Below are 17,628 nucleotides of genomic sequence, written 5' to 3' on the forward strand. Positions count from 1 at the left end.
AGTTATCAGCCATGCCGGTCGAGTTCATCGGCTTCATCACCAACAACAATGCGTCCGAGACCATCGTGCGGTCAGGTCCGGTGCTCGATCCGCCCTATATCGAGACGGTCGCCAAGGCCCATGAGCTGGCCGGCTTCGATCGCGCGCTGCTGGCGTTCCATTCGACGACTCCCGATGCCTTGCAGGTCGCGCAGCATGTGCTCACCATCACCAAGCAGCTGAAGGTGATGATCGCGCAGCGTCCGGGCTTCACTGCGCCGACGCTGTTGGCGCGCCAGCTCGCGACGCTGGACCAGTTCTACGGCGGCAGGGTTTCGCTGCATGTCATCACCGGCGGCAACGCGATCGAGCTGCGCCAGGACGGCAACACGCTCGACGACAAGGACGAGCGCTACGCCCGCACCAGCGAATTCCTCGACGTGGTCCGGCTGGAATGGACCAGCGAGAAGCCGTTCAGCTACAGCGGCAAGTATTACAATGTCGAGAACGGCTTCTCGCAGGTGAAGCCGTTGCAGAAGGGCGGCATCTACACCTTCGTCGGCGGCGGTTCGGATGCCGCGGTCGAGGTCGCCGGCAAGCACGCCGATACGTTCGCGCTGTGGGGCGAATCCTACGCCCAGGTGCGCGACGTCACCGCGCGGGTGCGCGCGGCCGCGGCCAAGCATGGCCGGCCGACGCCGCGCTTCAGCCTGTCGGTGCGGCCGATCCTGGCCGACACCGAGGAGAAGGCGTGGAAGAAGGCCGAACACATCCTCGAGCGCGCCACCGCGCTGCAGGACCAGACCGGCTACCGCCGTCCCAACCACGCGACCGACGGCGCCAAGCGGCTGCTGGCGCTGGCCGATCAGGGCCAGCGCATCGACAAGCGGCTGTGGACCGAGATCGCAAAGCTCACCGGCGCCAACAGCAACACGACAGCGCTGGTCGGCACGCCCGAGCAGGTCGCCGAAGTGTTCGGTGATTACTATGATCTCGGCGTCAGCCACTTCCTGATCCGCGGCTTCGATCCGCTGGTCGACGCCATCGACTACGGCCGCGCGCTGATCCCGTTGACCCGCAAGCTGATCGACGCACGCGACCAGCAGCGCGGGATCGCCGCCGAATGATCCGCTTCATCGTCGCGGCGGCGCTTGTGTTCGCCGCCATCGATGTCGCCGCCGCGCAGACCATCCTGCGTGTCGGCGACCAGAAGGGCAATTCGCAGGCCGTGATGGAAGCGGCCGGCGTCTTGAAGGACGTTCCCTACAAGATCGAGTGGAAGGAGTTCGCCGCGGCGGCGCCGCTGCTGGAGGCCTTGGGTGCGGGCGCGATCGACACCGGCCTGGTCGGCGATGCGCCGTTCACGTTCGCGGCTGCTGCCAAAATTCCGGTTAAGGCGATCGCGGCGGTACGCCAGTCGCGCGACGGGCTTGCGATCGTGGTGCCGGAAAATTCCGCGATCAAGAGCTTCGACGATCTGCGCGGCAAGAAGATCGCGACCGGCCGCGGCTCGATCGGCCATCAGCTGATCCTGGCGGCGCTGGAATCGAAGGGCTGGCAGGCGAGCGACGTGCAGATCGTGTTCCTCGCGCCGTCGGACGCCAAGGTCGCCTACTCGCAAGGCTCGGTCGATGCCTGGTCGACCTGGGAGCCGTATGTGAGTCAGGAAGAGGTGCTGTTCAAGTCGCGCCGCGTCATCACGGCCGACGGCATCACGCCCGGCCTCGGCTTCCAGGTCGCAACCCCGGACGCGATCAAGGCCAAGCGCGCCGAGCTCGAGGATTTCGTGCGCCGCCTCGCCACCGCGCGCGCCTGGTCGCAGCACAATGTCGAGGGCTATGCTGCGACTTGGGGCCGGCTGATGAACATCCCGCCCGCAGTTGCGGTGAACTGGCTGGCGCGCGCCAAGATCCGCATCGCGCCGATCGACGACGGCGTGGTCGCCGACGAGCAGAAGACCATCGACCTCTACGACCGCTGGGGCCTGATCCGGCAGAAGATCAACGCCGCCGATATTGTCGATCGCTCGTTTGCTGCGGCGGTGGAGAAGGGTGCGGGGCTGTAGAGCGCGACAGCATAGGCGGCAGGCGCTGCAAATCACCATCAGCGTCGTCCTGGCGAAAGCCAGGACCCATTACCCCAATCGTCTGTTTTGGACGAGGCTGGTGCCGCTATCCCGCTCATCATCAAATTCGGTGGTTATGGGTCCTGGCTTTCGCCAGGACGACGGGCGTGGAGAGGATGCGCTGACACTCATCACGCTAACGAATCCGTGATCACCAAAATATCCATTCGTCCCGCGCCAGCCGCACGGCAAGGATTTTCCTCACGTCGTACATTCCGGAACAGCAACGTTGCTATTTTCGCCGCGCCCTTGTCACCCCGGCCGCCGCCGCCAAGATCAAAAGCACCAACAATCGAGTCCGGGAGATCACCGTGGGCCTTCAAGAAACTCGCATCGAGTCGCTGCCGTTTGTGACCGCTGAACTGAATTACCTCGCGCCGACGCCGGGCAAGCCCCGGACTTACGCTTTCGATCCGCCGCCCGGCGAACCCAAATCCACCGCGCTGCCCGAACCCCACAATGTCCCGATCTTCGACGGGCGCCTGATCGCCGACAGCTTCTCGCTCGATCGCGAAGGTTTTGCGCTGGTCAAGCATCCGACCAGCGTGAAGGACTATTACGACGACAACGAAGTCCGCAACGTCTACTACCCCGCCGTCGAAGCCTTCCTGAAGGCGACGTTGAACGCGGACCGTGTCTTCATCTTCGATCACACCGTGCGCAAGCGCGTCGAGGGGGCGGCTGACATCCGCGGCGGCGGACCGCGCCAGCCCGCAACCCGCGTCCATGTCGACCAGACCGCCGTGTCGGGCCTCAACCGCGTGTTCGAGCATCTGCCGGACGAAGCCGAGCAGCTCGTCAAAGGTCGCGTCCAGGTGATCAATCTGTGGCGCCCGATCCGCGGTCCGCTGCGTGATTCACCGCTGGCGATGGCCGACGGCACCACCGTCGCGCCGGAGGATCTGATCGCCTCCGACCTGATCTACCCGAACCGCAGCGGGGAGACCTATTCGGTGAAGTACAATCCGAACCACCGCTGGTTCTACATTCCCGAGATGACGCCGGACGAGGCGATCCTGCTGAAATGCTATGATTCGGCGACCGACGGCCGCACCCGGTTCGGGCCGCACACCGCGTTCGTCGATCCGACCACGCCGGCGGACGCCGCGCCGCGCGAAAGCATCGAGCTCCGCACGCTGGTGTTTCATAAGCAGTAGTCGCGATCAGGTTAGCCGCAAATTCGGTGCGCTCCCTCTCCCGCTTGCGGGGGGGAGGGTCCGGGTGGGGGCTCTCTCCACGAGTTGCGTCGTGGAGAGAGCCCCCACCCGGACCGCATCGGACGATGCGATCCGGCCTCCCCCGCAAGCGGGAGAGGCAAGAAAGCTCAGCCCGATCCGCATGCCTATAAAGTTGGCAGCATCAGCCCAATAATGTTACGCCCTCCCCAAGGCTGCTTGGGAAATGGGCGATTCATGGACGGCGTGGTGACGAAGGAGGAGGCGGGGATCGGGTTCCGCGCCCTGGTTCTTGCGCTCCTGGCATTGGCCTCGGCCCACATGCTGTCGACGCTGCTGCGGACGATCCCGGCGATCAGCCTCGACCTGATGGCGCGGGATTTCGGTACCTCACCGCAGGCGCTGGCGAGCCTTACCTCGATCTATCATTTCTCCTTTGCCGCTTCGCAAATCCCGGTGGGCGCCGCGATGGACCGCTTTGGCGTGCGGCCGGTGTCGCTGAGCCTGCTCGGCGGTACCGTGGTCGGGACGCTGGTCTCGGCGCTGGCCACCGGCCCCGCGAGCTTCGTGCTCGGACAATTGATGCTCGGCATCGCCACCTCCGGCATGCTGATGTGCCCGATGACGCTCGCCGCCAAGCAGATGTCGGCGGCGAAGTTCGGCTTGTGGTCCGGCCTGATCCTCTCGATCGGCAATATCGGCATGCTGCTGTCGGCGAGCCCGCTCGCCTTCGTCGTCGATCAGTTCGGCTGGCGGGCCGGCTTCTGGGTTTCGGCTGGATTCGGAATTGCGGTGCTGATCGCGGTGTTTGCGCTGGTGCCGCGGCAGCCGGCGGTGCATGCGGATGATTCCTCGCCGCTGCATCAGATGGCCGAGGTGCTGCGGCTCGGCCTGTCGCGCGGCCTGCGCGGGCTGATCGCGCTGTCGCTGGTCTCGCTCGGCGCGTCGCTGGTGCTGCGCGGCCTGTGGGGCGGGCCGTGGCTGATGGATGTGAAGGGCTTGAGCCGGATCGAGGCCGGCAACGTGCTCGGCCTGTTCACGCTGGCGATGATCGTCGGCCCGGCCTGCATCGGCGCCTTCGATCGCAAGTTCGGGCACCGCCGCACCATGGTGGCGGCAACGCATGCCATCGCCGCATTGCTGTTGGTAGCGATGGCCGCCGGCGCGCCGCATTTCCCGGTCTCGAATCTGTTCGGCGTTGCCGTGATGCCGACGCAATATGACCTGGTGCTGCTGATCCTGATCGGGCTGGCGACGTCGGCGCAGCCGCTGATCTATGGCATGACGCGGCAGCTCGTGGACGCCCAGAACACCGGCAAGGCGCTGTCGTCGGTCAATCTCGCGTTCTTCCTCGGCGCAGCGCTGTTGCAATCGAGCACCGCCGGCGTTGCGGCGCTGTTCGGGCTGCCTGCCGTGCTGCTGTTCATCGCCGCCGCGCTGGTGATCGGGGTCGTGCTGTTTTGGGTCTATACCTCGACGGCGGTGACGATAAGATAGCGGTCTGTTCCACTGCTTCCGGAAGTCACGTGTCCACGCCTGCCAAGATCGATCCGATCACTCGTTCCGTCGTCCAGCACCGCCTGTCGTCGATCGTCAAGGAGATGGGCGAAGCCATGCTTCGCACCTCCTATTCGCAGATCCTCAATTCCAGCCGCGATTTCTCGCTGGCGATCTGCGATACCAGCGGGCGGTTGATCGCGCAGGCCGATCACATTCCGGTGCATGTCGGCGCGCTGCCGTGGGCGACGCTCGCGGTCGAAGAGCGCTTCAAGGATGTCGCGCCGGGCGACGTCATCCTGCTCAACGATCCCTATCAGGGCGGCAGCCATCTGCCCGATCTCACCGCCTTCGTGCCGGTATTCGATGGCGGAAAAAGGCTGCTATGGACCATCGTGCGGGCGCATCAGAGCGACATCGGCGGCGCCACCCATGGCGCTTACAATCCGGCGGCGACCGAGATCTATCAGGAAGGCATCCGGATTCCGCCGATCAAGCTCTATGAGGCCGGCAAGCCGCGCGAGGACCTGCTCGACCTGCTGGCTTTGAACATCCGCAACCCCCGCGAATTCCGCGGCGACCTCGCGGCGATGCTCGGCGCGGCGCATCTCGGCGAGCGGCGGGTCGCAAAGCTGTTCAGCGAATTCGGCGCCGAGACGGTCGAAGCCGCGATCGAAGCCATTCTCGATGCGACGGAGCAGCAGACCCGCGCCGTGGTGTCGACCTGGAGGGATGGTGTGTTCTACGGCGAGGCGCTGCTCGACGATGACGGCCACGGCCGCACCGACATCAAGATCGCCGCCAAGGTGACCAAGAAGGGCAGCGACATTGAGGTCGATCTCACCGGCTCCGATCCGCAGTCGACTAGTTTTGTCAATTCGTCGCACGCCAACATGCAGGCTGCGGTGGCGATGGCGTTTGCCTATCTGATCGACGCCGATATTCCCAAGAACACAGGCGCGCTGCGGCCGCTGAAAGTGGTGGCGAAGCAGGGCACCATCGTGTGGGCCGATCCCGGCCGTCCGGTGACCTTGTGCACCAGCCATCCCTCCAACGAAATCGTGGAGGCGATCATCAAGGCGATGTCGGCGTCCTGTCCGGATCGCGTGATGGGTGGCTGGGGGCGAAGATTCCGCATCGCGATCCAGGGCGAGGATCCGCGCAACGGACGCAATTTCATCTGGCACATGTTCCAGGCGCGGCCCGGCGGCGGCGCGTCGCCCGGCGGCGACGGCTATTCCTCGATCGGCGAGTGGCATTCGGTGGGCGGGCTCAAATTCGGCAGCATCGAGGTCGCCGAAGTGCGCTTTCCGCTGCATTTCCGCCAGCACGAGTTCCGGCCGGATTCCGGCGGCGATGGCCAGCATCGCGGCGGCCTCGGTGTGGCGCTCGACATGGTGCTGGAGACCGAGAGGCCGGCCAAGGGCAACACCGCCGGCGACGGCGCGCGCCACGGCCCGTGCGGCATGCTCGGCGGCAAGGATGGCGAGCCGCATCACTATCGCCTCCTGTCGGAAGGCCGCGCGCCGCGCGTGCTGAAGACCAAGGAGGTCGGCATAGAGCTGCGCCCCGGTGATTGCCTCGAGATCCGCTCGTCGGGCGGCGGCGGCTGGGGGCCGCCTGAGAAGCGCTCGGCTGAGGCGCGCGCGCGCGACGTCGCGCAAGGTCTGGTTTCGAAGGCGGTATAGGGCAGCGATGTATACGATTGGCGTTGACGTCGGCGGCACCTACACCGACCTGGTTGCGACTGATCAAAGCGGGCGAACCGTGTTCGCGAAATCGCCGTCCACGCCGGCCGATCAGTCGGTCGGCGTGATGGCCGGATTGGAAGAGCTGGCGCGGCGTCTCGGCGTCACGCGCGCGGCGATGCTGGCCGCCACCGATCGCCTGGTGCACGGCACGACGGTTGCGACCAACGCGTTGCTGGAACGCAAGGGCGCCAAGGTCGCGCTGCTCACCACCGAGGGGCATCGCGACGTCGTCGAGATGCGCGAAGGCCTGAAGCCGGATCGCTACGATCTGCGCACGCCGCCGCCCGAGCCGCTGGTGCCGCGCGAGCGCCGCTTCGGCGTGCGCGAGCGGCTGAAGGCCGACGGCAGCGCCGCTGTTGCGCTCGATGCCGCCGCGCTCGGCGATGTCATCGCCGAGGTCAAGCGCTCCGGCGCGAATTCGGTCGCGGTCTGCTTCCTGCACGCCTATCTCAACCCGGTGCATGAGCTTGCCGCGGTCGAGCGGCTGGCGAAGGAACTGCCTGATGTCAGCGTGTCGCGCTCCAGCGACGTGCTGCCGCAGATCAAGGAATATGAGCGCGTCTCGACCACGATCGTGAACGCCTATGTCGAGCCGACGGTGCGGCGCTATCTGACCAATCTGGAGCGCAGCCTGCATGAAGCCGGCTTCAAGGGCTCGCTGTTCGTCGTGCTGTCGCACGGCGGCATGGCGCCGGTGGAGGAAGCCTCGCGGCTCGCTGCCGGCACCGTGCTGTCGGGCCCGGCCGGCGGCATCTCCGGCAGCCGCCGCTGCGCCGAGATGCTTGGGATTCCCGATCTCGTGCCGTTCGACATGGGCGGCACCTCGACCGATATTTCCTTGATCGCTGACGGCCAGGCCTCCCTGTCGGCCGACGGCATGCTCGCCGGCCAGCGCATCGCGCTGCGCAGCCTCGACATCGCCAGTATCGCGGCGGGCGGCGGCTCGATCGCCAGCGTCGACGGCAGCCGCACGCTGCGGGTCGGGCCGGAGAGCGCGGGCTCGGTGCCGGGTCCCGCCTGCTACGGCAACGGCGGAACGGCTGCCACCGTCACCGACGCGAATGTCGTGCTCGGCTATCTCGATGCGGCGGCCTTCATGGGCGGCGCGCGGCCGCTCGATCGCGCCGCGTCGGAAGCCGCGGTTGACCGCATTGCGGCGGCGCTCGAGCTGTCGCGGATCGAGGCGGCCGCCGGCATCTACAAGATGATCAACCTGAAGATGGCCGACGGCATCCGCCTGATGACCTTGCGCCGCGGCGTCGATCCCCGCAAATTCGCGCTGCTCAGCTTCGGCGGCGCGGCCGGCATGCACGCCGCCGAGGTCGCGCGCGAGCTCGAGATCAAGCGCATCATCGTGCCGACGGTGGCCTCCGTGCTGTCGGCCTGGGGCATGCTGACCAGCGATCTGCGCTACGAGGTCAGCCGCACGCATTACGGTACGGGGCGGATTTCCGCCGACGAGGTGCGCGCCTTGTTTGCCGCGCTGGAAGCGCAGGCCGCGGGGCGGCTGCGCGACTGGTTCAAGGGCGACATCGCAATCGAGCGCTCCGCCGAGATGCGTTATGGCGAGCAGGTGTTCGAGATCGACGTGCCGCTCGGCGATCTCGATCTCGGCGCCGCTGACCTCGTGGCGCAGATCGAGGAGCGCTTCCATCGCCGCCATGAGGAGCTCTACACCTACGCCTCGCGCGGGCAGGAGGTGGTGTTCGTCAACGCCCGCGTCGCCGCGGTCGGCAAGGTCGCGCCACGCGGCAGCGATGCCGGAAAGGCCGGCTCGGCTGCGGCCTGCACGCCCCGCGGCAAGCGGCAGGCCTGGCTCGGTGGCTGGCGTGAAGTGCCGGTCTATGCGCTCGATGGCCTCAAACCGGGCCATTCGCTGGCCGGTCCTGCCATTATCGAGGCCGAAACCACCACGGTTCTGGTCGCTGATGGCGACCGCGTCACGGTCAATGCGCTGGGTTGGCTGGACATAACATTGCGCTGAGGTCCACCTCTGCCATCAACATTTCATTTTTCCGGCCTTGGCTTGGGCGATAAAGTCCGCTCGCTGGGAGGGAGCGCCGGTCTGCGCCGGCGTTGTGGCGATGTTGATGCAAACAAAAAGACAAACTGCGCTTTCGATATCGCTGGTCTTCGCAGCCGTTCTTGCGGCGGTGCCGATGCGCGCGCAGCAGGCGCAGGCAGCGCCCGAGGCGGCCGGCAGCGAAATCCGCATCGGCAATGTCATGCCCTACACCGGGCCGCTCGCCGCGTTCGCCACCATCGGGCGGGCGGAAGCCGCCTATTTCGACATGGTCAACGAGCATGGCGGCATCAACGGCCGCAAGGTCAGGTTCGTCTCGGTCGATGACAGCTCCAATCCGAAGACCGCGATGGAGCAGACCCGCGATCTCGTGGAGCATCAGGACGTGCTGTTGATGTTCGGCTCGTTCGGGACGCCGAGCAACCTCGCGGTCCGAAAATATCTCAACGAGAGGAAGGTCCCGCAGCTGTTCGTCGCCTCCGGCGACGAGGAGTGGGCGCATCCCACGAGCTTTCCCTGGACCATGGGCTGGCAGCCGACCTTCCGCGCCGAGGGACGGATCTATGCCAATTACATCCAGGCCGCCTATCCCTCGCGCAAGATAGCGGTGCTGTGGCAGAACGACCAGTTCGGCCGTGACCTGTTCAGAGGATTGCAGGAAGGGCTCGGCGACACCGCGGGCATGATCGTCGCCGACCTCGCCTTCGACGCATCGGAGACCGCGATCCAGAACCAGGTCGGAATCCTGAAAGGTTCCGGCGCCGACATCCTGGTGTTCGACGGCGCCCCGGCGATCGCGGCGCGCGCGATCCGCGTCGCCGCCGACCTCGACTGGCATCCGGTGTTCATCCTCGACAATGCATCGGCCTCGATCGCCAGCGCGCTGCGGCCCGCCGGCCTGCAGAATTCGCTCGGCGTGATCTCGACCTCGTTCCTGAAGGACGCCGGCGACGCCGCCTGGAAGAACGATCCGCAGATCAAGGCGTGGGACGCCTTCATGGACAGGTACTATCCCGACGGCGACAAGGACGACATCTACGCCGTGTTCGGCTATGCCGCCGCCGACACGCTGATGCAGGTGCTGCGGCAGTGCGGCGACGACCTGTCGCGCGACAACATCATGCGGCAGGCGGCGTCGCTGAAGAACTTTCAGAGCCCGATCGCGCTGCCTGGGATCGTGATCAACACCGGGCCGAAGGATTTCCGTCCGATCAAGCAGATGCGGCTGGTGCAGTTCGACGGCAACGCCTGGCAGCCGATCGGCGACGTGATCGAAAGCGCGTTCACAGCTGTCAGGGAGGATAATTGAGGGGGGCGCGGTAGTTGAGGAAGCGTCGTCCCGGCGAAGGCCGGGACCCATTACCACCGAAGCCTGTTGTTATAGCGGGCTGTGGCTCCAGCGCACCGGCTCACTCCCATTCGTGGTTATGGGTCCCGGCCTTCGCCGGGACGACGACGTGGAGAGGATCGGCGCAACGATTTCTACTTCTTCAGCCCGTAGTTCAACAGCCCGCCCTTGTTCTTCGGCGGATGCGCGCGCAGGCCGTCCTCGTTCGGCTCGGTGCCCCAGCCCGGGCGGTCCGGGATCACCAGATGGCCGTCGACGAATTCGGGCACATGGGTGAACAGCTCGTGGTCCCAGGCGAGGCGATCGATGTCGGTCTCCATGATCCGCAAATTCGGCACTGCCGCGCAGAAATGCGCGTTCATCATGGTGCAGAGATGGCCGTAGAAATTATGCGGCGCGACGTTGACCTCGAAATGCTCGGCGGCGGCGACGATCTTCATTGATTGCCAGACCCCGTTCCACGGCGTGTCGATGATCGCGACGTCCATCGCCTGCTCGGCGAAATAGGGGAGGAATTCGCGCAAGCCCAGCAGCGTCTCGCAGGACGAGATCGGGTGCGGGCTCTGGCGGCGGATGTAGCCGAGCGCCTGCGGGTTGAAGGTGTCGATCTCGACCCAGAACATGTCCATCTTCTCGATGGCGCGCAGGATATTCAGATAGCCCTCGGTCTTGGCGTTGAAGTTGAGGTCGAGCAAAAGGTCGACATCCGGCCCCGCGCCGTCGCGGATCGCCTCCAGATGCATGCATAGATTGCGCAGCACATTGCGGTCGACATTGATCTCGGGCTGGAACGGCACGCCGAAGCCGGGACGCCAGCCCGCGGGCTTGCCGTCGGTGTAGACGAAGATGTTGGTCTTCATCGCCGTGAATTTCTTCTCGCGCACCTCGGCGCCGATCGCCTTGACGCCGTCGAGATCGGTGATGGCCGGCTTGTACCAGTCGGGGTGATTGATGCGCCAGGTCGCGCAATGCGACCAGTAGACCCGCACGCGGTCGCGGATCTTGCCGCCGAGCAGATCGTAGCAGGGCACGCCGAGCGCCTTGGCCTTGACGTCGAGCAGCGCGTTCTCGATGGCCCCTAACGCCAGCGCCACCACGCCGCCGGCAGCGGGACGGGTCGCGGCGAACAGCTCGACATAAATCCGCTCGTGCTCGAACGCGTTCTTGCCGACCACCCGCGCCGACAGCCGTTCGATCGCGGCGGTCACGCCGGGCGCGCCAAAACCTTCGTCATACTCGCTCCAGCCGACCAGCCCATCCGAGGTCGTCACCTTGACGAAATGATAATTCCGCCAGCCGGCATCGCAGGCGAGCGTTTCGACGCTTTTGATGGTGGTTGATTTGCTCATGGTTTCCTGCCCCGCGCTTGTTGATGGTTGAAGGGAGCACAATAGCGGATCGAGCAATGCGTCAACCGCACGGCGGCAGACCGTCAACGCACGCTTGCTGCAAAGTGCTGCGGCAATCCAGCGAATTCCGTCAAGCGGAAGAAAATTCCACTTGCATCACACAGTCGGCGCGGCTTCAAGTTCAAGCAACAAGAAACTGAATCAGCCGATGTCATCGGCTGGTCATTTTGTCGCGAGGAAGCGTGATGGGCGCGTTGTCGCATCTGCGGATTGTCGAGATCGGAAGCGCGGCGGCGACGAGCTATTGCGCGCGGCTGTTCGCGGATTTCGGCGCCGATGTGCAGAAGGTCGAACCGCAGGCGGGCGATCCGCTTCGCCGCACCGCGCCGCTGACGCCGCAAGGGCACAGCGCGTGGTTCGCGTTTCTCAACTTCAACAAATCGAGCGTCGTCCTCGCGCAGCGCGATGCATCGCGCCTGCACGAGCTGATCGCAGGCTGCGACATTTTGCTCGACGGGCGCGGCGTCGCTGCGGCCGATTGTCCCGACATCGATCTCGATACGATCAGGCGCGACAATCCGGGGCTGATCCATCTCGACCTCGCCTGGTTCGGCGATCGCGGACCCTATGCCGATTTCGCCGCGACCGATTCCACGATCCGCGCGCTGACCGGACTCGTGAAGCTGGTCGGACCCGAGCAGGGGCCGCCGATGCACGCGCCGGACTTCCAGGTCGGCATCCTGGGCGGGCTGTGGGGCTTCATCGCGGCAGCCGCATCGGTGCTCGGCCGCATGCAGGACGGGCGCGGGCGCGAAAGCCATCTCAGCCTGTTCGAAGCCTCTATCGCGGTCACCGAATACATCATGTTCGAGGCGTTCCAGCGCGGCGACATCATGCGGCGGATCGGGGTCAACCGGTTCTGGCCGACTTTTCCGGTCGGCATCTACGAGACGAGGCAAGGCTGGCTCGGCGTCACCACGGTGACCCCGGCGCAGTGGCGCGCGTTCTGCGAAATGCTCGGGCTGAATGAATTGCGCGACGATCCGACGCTGGTCATGGGCGTCGACCGGTTGCAACGCGTCGCCGAGATCGAAGGCAAGATCCTGCCGAAGCTGAAGCAGCGCACCGCGCAGGAATGGTTCACCGAGGGTCTCAAGCGCAAGATCCCGATCGTGCCGGTGCCGGAGATATCGGACCTCATCGCCGACGAGGAGAAGCGCGCCCGCGGCGCCATCGTGCCGATCGCGGTCGGCAACGAGGCTGGTTTCAGCGCCGGCACGATGCAGCGGCTGACGGCAACGCCGCCGCGGCGCGGTGGCCGCGTGCCCGATATCGGCGAGCAGCAGGCGAGGCTCGAGGCCGCGCCGCGCCTGCCCACGCCGAAGCCGGCTCCGACCATTCGGTTGCCGCTCGAAGGCATCCGCGTCGTCGATTTCTCGATGGGCTGGGCCGGACCGATCTGTACCCGCACGCTCGCCGATCTCGGCGCCGACGTCATCAAGATCGAGGCGACGCAGTATCCGGACTGGTGGCGCGGCGTTGATCGGCGCCCGGCCTATGTGCTGGAGCAGATGTACGAGAAGTCGGTGCGCTACTGCATCATGAACCGCAACAAGCGCGGCATCACGCTCGACCTGACCCGGCCGAAGGGGCTGGCACTTGCAAAGCGGCTGCTCGCCGATGCCGACCTCGTGGTCGACAATTATTCGGTCGAGGTGCTGCCCAAGCTTGGGCTCGGTTACGACGTGCTGAGCAAGATCAATCCGAAGCTCGTGATGATGTCGATGTCGGCATTCGGCGCCGGCAGCGTGCATCGCGATTGCCGGGCCTATGGATCGACCCTTGAGCAAGGCTCGGGCCTGCCGAGCGTGGTCGGCGATGCCGGCGGGCCGCCGGTCATGAGCCATACCGCGTTCGGTGACGCCGTCGGCGGCCTCAATGGCGCCGTCGCGGTGCTGACCGCGCTGATCCACGCCAAACTCACGGGGCAGGGCCAGTTCATCGATCTCGCCCAGATCGAATGCATGATGCCGTTCGCAGCGCCCTGGATCGTCGCGCATTCGATCGACGGCAAGCAGCCTTCGAAATACGGCAACCGCCATCCGGATTTCGTGCCGCATGGCTGCTTCCGCTGCAATGGCGAGGACAACTGGATCGTGGTCGCGGTCTCCGACGACGCGATGTGGCTCAAACTTGCGCGACTGCTCGGCCGCGAGGATTGGGCGGCAGACCAAAAGCTCAGGACTGCCGCGGGCCGTCGTGCCATCGAGGCCGAGATCGAGGCTGCGATCACGGCCTGGACCTCCGCGCGCGATGCCGATGCGGCGATGGCCGCGCTGCAATCCGCTGGTGTTGCATCCGGCGTGGCGCGGCTGCCGATCGATCTGTTGAAGGATCCGCAGCTCCACGCCCGCGGCTTCATCCAGCAGGTCGACCGCGCCTTCATCGGACGGCATCCGCAGCCATCGATGCCGTTCCGTGAAGGCGACGCGCCGTTCGCGATCCGCTCGGTGCCGCCGACGCTCGGCGAGCACAACCGGGAAATTCTTGGCGGCATGCTCGGCCTGTCCGACGCCGAGCTCGAGGAGCTCAGCCGCGATGGCATCATCGGCACCGAGATGCTGATGGAGGAGCAGCTGGTGAAAGAGAAGAAGCGGGCGGCGGGCTGATGGGAGCAGCGCCACCGGCACAGCGCAAGGCGGAGGGCGCGCGCGATGGCGTGCGGCCGCTGCTGTCCGTGCGCGGGCTCGGCATCCGTTTCAGGACCGCGCAAGGCATCTGGCAGGCGACGCGCGGAATCGACTTCGACGTCGCGCCCGGCGAGCGCATCGGCATCGTCGGCGAGAGCGGCTGCGGCAAGACCATCACCGGGCTGTCGATCCTGCGCCTGTTGCCGGGCAATTTCGCCGGGCTCGACGGCAAGATCCTGTTCGACGGCATCGATCTGGCGTCCTGCAGCGCGCGGCAGATGCGCGCCATCCGCGGCAAGCGCATCGCGATGATCTTCCAGGAGCCCATGAGCGCGCTCGACCCGGTGTTCACCGTCGGCCACCAGATCGCCGAGACGCTGCGCGTGCATAGCGATGTTTCCTATGAGGAGGCGCGTACGAAGACGCTGGAGATGCTTCGCCGGGTCGGTATCGCCTCGCCGGAGCGGCGGATCGACGATTACCCGCACCAACTCTCTGGCGGCATGCGCCAGCGCGTGATGATCGCAGCCAGCCTGATCTGCGGGCCGCAGCTCTTGATCGCGGACGAGCCGACCACCGCGCTCGACGTCACCGTGCAGGCGCAGATCCTCGAACTGCTGCGTGACATCAGCGAGACCTCGAAGACCGCGCTGATGCTGATCACCCACGATCTCGGCGTCGTCGCCGAGACCTGCACGCGGATGATCACGATGTATGCCGGCGAGGTGATCGAGGATGCCACCGTCGACGAGGCGCTGGTGCGACCGCTGCATCCCTATACGTCGGGCCTGTTGCGCTCGCTGCCGCATTTGAGCCCGCGTCACGGCCGGCTGCCGTCGATCCGGGGCCGGGTGCCGTCGATATCAGAGATGCCGGCCGGCTGCCGCTTCCGCGCCCGTTGCGCGCATGCGGCCAAAGGCTGCGAGGCCGAGCAAAAGCTGCAGGATGCCGGCGGCGGCAGAAGAGTGCGCTGCCATCGCTTTGCCGAGCTCAATCTGCCAGGTGCACTGCATCCGCCGGATGCGCAGGTTGCCGCGAAGGTCGCGACGCAATGACCGCAGCTTCAGAACAGCGCCGCGACGCCATCGTCTCGGTGCGCGACCTCCAGGTCCGCTTCCAGACCTCGGACCGCCGCGCCACCGTGAAGGCGGTCGACGGCGTCAATTTCGACGTCCGTCGCGGCGAGACTTTCGGCATCATCGGCGAGTCCGGTTCGGGCAAGACCACGATCGGCCGCGCGCTGGTGTTCCTGCTGAAGCCCAGCGCCGGCTCGATCCTGCACGACGGCATCGATCCGCTGGCGCTGTCGCGCGGACAATTCCAGCACCATCGCCGCGATTACCAGATCATCTTCCAGGATCCGAACGCGGCGCTGAACCCGCGCATGACCATCCTCGCCTCGGTGCTGGAGCCGCTGGAGCTCGCCCGTATCGGCGACCGCGCCGCGCGCGAGCGGCAGGCGCGGGAAGCGCTGGAGCGCGTCGGGCTGCCGCAGGAGTTCGGCGAGCGCTATCCGCACCAGCTGTCCGGCGGCCAGAAGCAGCGCGTGGTGATCGCCCGCGCGTTGACCTTGAAGCCGAAACTGATCGTCTGCGACGAGGTGGTGGCGGCGCTAGACATGTCGATCCGCGGCGACGTGCTCAATCTGTTCGCTGATCTGCAGCGCGATCTCGGGCTGACCTACGTCTTCATCACCCATGATCTCGCGGTGGTGTCGCATATCAGCGAGCGCGTCGCGGTGATGTATCTCGGCCAGTTCGTCGAGCTCGGCCCGACCGGGGAGGTCGCCGAGCGGCCGCTGCATCCCTACACCATCGCGCTGCTCTCGGCCGAGCCGCGGCCGCTGCCGTCGTCGATGCGGCAGGAGAGCCGGATCGTGCTGCAAGGCGAGGTGCCGAGCCCGATCGATCCGCCGTCGGGTTGTCGTTTCCGCACCCGCTGCCCGCATGCGCAGCCGCTCTGCACCGAGCGCGTGCCGGAATGGCGCGAGCTGAAGCCCGATCACTGGGTGGCCTGCCATTTCGCCGACCGCCCGATTTTTTCGAACAACGTACCGGAGACAACGCCATGACGATGACGACCCGACGCGAGGCCATGGCGCTGATCTCGGCTGCGCTGGCGGGCACCACGCTCGGCGGCCGCGCATTCGCGCAAGCCGCGCCGAAGAAGGGCGGCACGTTGCGGATCTCCGCGCCGGCCAATCCGTCGAGCCTCGATCCCGCCACCGGCGGCGCCGGCTCCGACCACGCCTTCCTGTTCACGATGTACGACACGCTGGTCGAATGGGAATTCGAGACGCTGAAGCCGAAGCCGGGGCTTGCCGAGAGCTGGAAGTTCACCGATCCCAATACGCTGGTGCTCAACATCCGCTCCGGCGTCACCTTCCATGACGGCACGCCGCTCGATGCGGAGGCCGTCAAGTTCAACCTCGATCGCAACCGGAGCGATGCGAAGTCGAACATCAAGGCCGATCTGCTCTCGGTCGACGCGGTCGTGGTCACCGGGCCGCAGCAGGTGACGCTGAAGCTGAAAACGCCGGACACCGCGCTGCCTGGCATCCTCTCCGATCGCGCCGGCATGATGGTGTCGCCGACGGCCTTGAAGGTGGCCGAGGGCGGCGTCGTGACCCGCAAGCCGGTCGGCGCCGGCGCCTATGCGTTCGTGAGCTGGGCCGACGGCGAGAAGATCGTGGTCAAGCGCAACGAGAAATACTGGAAGCCGAACCGGCCGTATCCCGACGGCATCGAATTCTCGATCATTCCAGAACTCACCACCGGCGCGCGTTCGGTCTCCGCGAGCCAGAACGATCTGATCTATCAGCTGCCGCCGCGGCAGAAGGCGATCATCGAGCGTGCCTCGAGCGTCAAGGTGGTGCACGGCCCGACACTCTACGTGTTCCAGATCTTCCTCAACTGGGCGAAGCCGCCGTTCGACAACGTCAAGGTCCGCCAGGCGCTGAACTTCGCGATCGACCGCGAAGCCTTCGCCAAGGCCGCGCTCGCCGGCCTCGCCGAGCCGGCCTACATGAACCTGCCCAAGTCGCACTGGGCCTATGATGCCGAGGTCGCAAAACTTTATCCTTACGATCCGGACAAGGCGCGCAAGCTGCTCGCCGAAGCCGGCTTCAAGGAGGGCACCGCGATCGAGATCGGCGGCTACACCGATCAGGATTCGGTGCAGCGCGAAGAAATCCTGATCGAGCAATTGCGCAAGGCCGGTATCAACGTGAAGTTCGTCAACGGCACGGTCGCGGAAGCGTCTGCGGCCTTCTTCGGTGCGGAGAAGAAGGGGGCCGGGTTGCTCTCGGCCTGGACCGGACGGCCCGACCCGAGCCTGACCTATTCGCTGATGTTCACCAAGGACGCCTATTATAATGCCGGCCGCGCGCCGGTCCCGCCGGAGCTCGAGGCCGCGATCAAGGAGTCGCGCGCGTCCGAAGATATCGAGGTCAGGCGCAAGGCGTTCTCAACCGTGCAGCGGCTGGTCATGGAGAATGCCTTGGTGGTGCCGCTGGCGTTCCAGTTCGAGCTGGTCGCCATGAACAAGAAGGTGCAGGGCTATCGGCCCAACCTGCTCGGCAAGCCGAAATACGACGACGTCTGGCTGGAAAGCTAGCATGATCCGGAAAAGTGCGAAGCGGTTTTCCGAAAATGATCATGCTCAAAAAAGGAGCTAAAGCACGATGATGTTC

At 65.9% G+C, this 17,628-nt stretch carries 12 protein-coding genes; 11 read left to right on the plus strand and 1 reads right to left on the minus strand.

The features are described 5' to 3' along the window. Positions 1 to 11: 11 nt before the first annotated feature. The 7 genes from JQ507_08440 to JQ507_08470 all read left to right on the plus strand — a co-directional run bounded on the left by JQ507_08440 (position 12) and on the right by JQ507_08470 (position 9,859). Complete coding sequence (locus tag JQ507_08440) at positions 12 to 1,106, plus strand: LLM class flavin-dependent oxidoreductase (protein QRI71486.1); 1,095 nt, start codon at positions 12 to 14, stop codon at positions 1,104 to 1,106. Next, the gene (locus JQ507_08445; GenBank protein ID QRI71487.1) at positions 1,103 to 2,044 is read left to right on the plus strand and encodes an ABC transporter substrate-binding protein; all 942 of its coding nucleotides are present in this window, start codon (positions 1,103 to 1,105) and stop codon (positions 2,042 to 2,044) included. The genes JQ507_08440 and JQ507_08445 overlap by 4 nt, the downstream gene beginning before the upstream one ends. Before the next feature lie 371 nt (positions 2,045 to 2,415). After that, positions 2,416 to 3,261, plus strand: coding sequence for a methyltransferase (locus JQ507_08450; protein QRI71488.1), 846 nt, complete (start codon positions 2,416 to 2,418; stop codon positions 3,259 to 3,261). Between the two features lie 255 nt (positions 3,262 to 3,516). Then, positions 3,517 to 4,776: an MFS transporter gene (locus JQ507_08455; GenBank protein ID QRI71489.1), complete on the plus strand. Its 1,260-nt coding sequence runs from the start codon at positions 3,517 to 3,519 to the stop codon at positions 4,774 to 4,776. Between the two features lie 47 nt (positions 4,777 to 4,823). Beyond that, a complete protein-coding gene (locus JQ507_08460) occupies positions 4,824 to 6,464 on the plus strand; it encodes a hydantoinase B/oxoprolinase family protein (GenBank protein ID QRI73258.1) in 1,641 nt (546 codons plus the stop codon). 7 nt (positions 6,465 to 6,471) lie between these two features. Continuing rightward, a complete protein-coding gene (locus JQ507_08465) occupies positions 6,472 to 8,511 on the plus strand; it encodes a hydantoinase/oxoprolinase family protein (GenBank protein ID QRI71490.1) in 2,040 nt (679 codons plus the stop codon). 106 nt (positions 8,512 to 8,617) lie between these two features. Further along, positions 8,618 to 9,859, plus strand: coding sequence for an ABC transporter substrate-binding protein (locus tag JQ507_08470; protein QRI71491.1), 1,242 nt, complete (start codon positions 8,618 to 8,620; stop codon positions 9,857 to 9,859). Positions 9,860 to 10,032: 173 nt separating this feature from the next. On the opposite strand, the gene JQ507_08475 is transcribed toward JQ507_08470, so the two are convergent. Beyond that, the gene (locus JQ507_08475) at positions 10,033 to 11,247 is read right to left on the minus strand and encodes a mandelate racemase/muconate lactonizing enzyme family protein (GenBank protein ID QRI71492.1); all 1,215 of its coding nucleotides are present in this window, start codon (positions 11,245 to 11,247) and stop codon (positions 10,033 to 10,035) included. A gap of 245 nt (positions 11,248 to 11,492) precedes the next feature. On the opposite strand from JQ507_08475, the gene JQ507_08480 reads away from it, so the two are divergent. The 4 genes from JQ507_08480 to JQ507_08495 are packed head-to-tail and all read left to right on the plus strand — an operon-like array spanning position 11,493 to position 17,552. Beyond that, positions 11,493 to 13,916: a CoA transferase gene (locus tag JQ507_08480; protein ID QRI71493.1), complete on the plus strand. Its 2,424-nt coding sequence runs from the start codon at positions 11,493 to 11,495 to the stop codon at positions 13,914 to 13,916. Beyond that, positions 13,916 to 14,992 (plus strand): ABC transporter ATP-binding protein, encoded by a 1,077-nt coding sequence (locus tag JQ507_08485; GenBank protein ID QRI71494.1) that lies wholly within the window; start codon positions 13,916 to 13,918, stop codon positions 14,990 to 14,992. The genes JQ507_08480 and JQ507_08485 overlap by 1 nt, the downstream gene beginning before the upstream one ends. Then, positions 14,989 to 16,008, plus strand: a complete 1,020-nt coding sequence (locus tag JQ507_08490) for an ABC transporter ATP-binding protein (protein ID QRI71495.1) — start codon at positions 14,989 to 14,991, stop codon at positions 16,006 to 16,008. The genes JQ507_08485 and JQ507_08490 overlap by 4 nt, the downstream gene beginning before the upstream one ends. Beyond that, entirely contained in the window at positions 16,005 to 17,552 is a 1,548-nt protein-coding gene (locus tag JQ507_08495; GenBank protein QRI71496.1) for a peptide ABC transporter, read from the plus strand. Before JQ507_08490 ends, JQ507_08495 begins: the two co-directional genes overlap by 4 nt. Positions 17,553 to 17,628: the final 76 nt, after the last annotated feature.

This window comes from Bradyrhizobium sp. PSBB068 (genome assembly GCA_016839165.1).
Taxonomy (GTDB): domain Bacteria; phylum Pseudomonadota; class Alphaproteobacteria; order Rhizobiales; family Xanthobacteraceae; genus Bradyrhizobium.

Bases quoted from the DNA above. Each gene is read 5' to 3' on its own strand.
- JQ507_08470 (QRI71491.1), top strand. From the start codon at position 8,618: ATGCAAACAAAAAGACAAACTGCGCTTTCGATATCGCTGGTCTTCGCA.
- JQ507_08465 (QRI71490.1), top strand. From the start codon at position 6,472: ATGTATACGATTGGCGTTGACGTCGGCGGCACCTACACCGACCTGGTT.
- JQ507_08440 (QRI71486.1), top strand. From the start codon at position 12: ATGCCGGTCGAGTTCATCGGCTTCATCACCAACAACAATGCGTCCGAG.
- JQ507_08490 (QRI71495.1), top strand. From the start codon at position 14,989: ATGACCGCAGCTTCAGAACAGCGCCGCGACGCCATCGTCTCGGTGCGC.
- JQ507_08475 (QRI71492.1), bottom strand. From the start codon at position 11,247: ATGAGCAAATCAACCACCATCAAAAGCGTCGAAACGCTCGCCTGCGAT.
- JQ507_08455 (QRI71489.1), top strand. From the start codon at position 3,517: ATGGACGGCGTGGTGACGAAGGAGGAGGCGGGGATCGGGTTCCGCGCC.
- JQ507_08485 (QRI71494.1), top strand. From the start codon at position 13,916: ATGGGAGCAGCGCCACCGGCACAGCGCAAGGCGGAGGGCGCGCGCGAT.
- JQ507_08480 (QRI71493.1), top strand. From the start codon at position 11,493: ATGGGCGCGTTGTCGCATCTGCGGATTGTCGAGATCGGAAGCGCGGCG.
- JQ507_08445 (QRI71487.1), top strand. From the start codon at position 1,103: ATGATCCGCTTCATCGTCGCGGCGGCGCTTGTGTTCGCCGCCATCGAT.
- JQ507_08495 (QRI71496.1), top strand. From the start codon at position 16,005: ATGACGATGACGACCCGACGCGAGGCCATGGCGCTGATCTCGGCTGCG.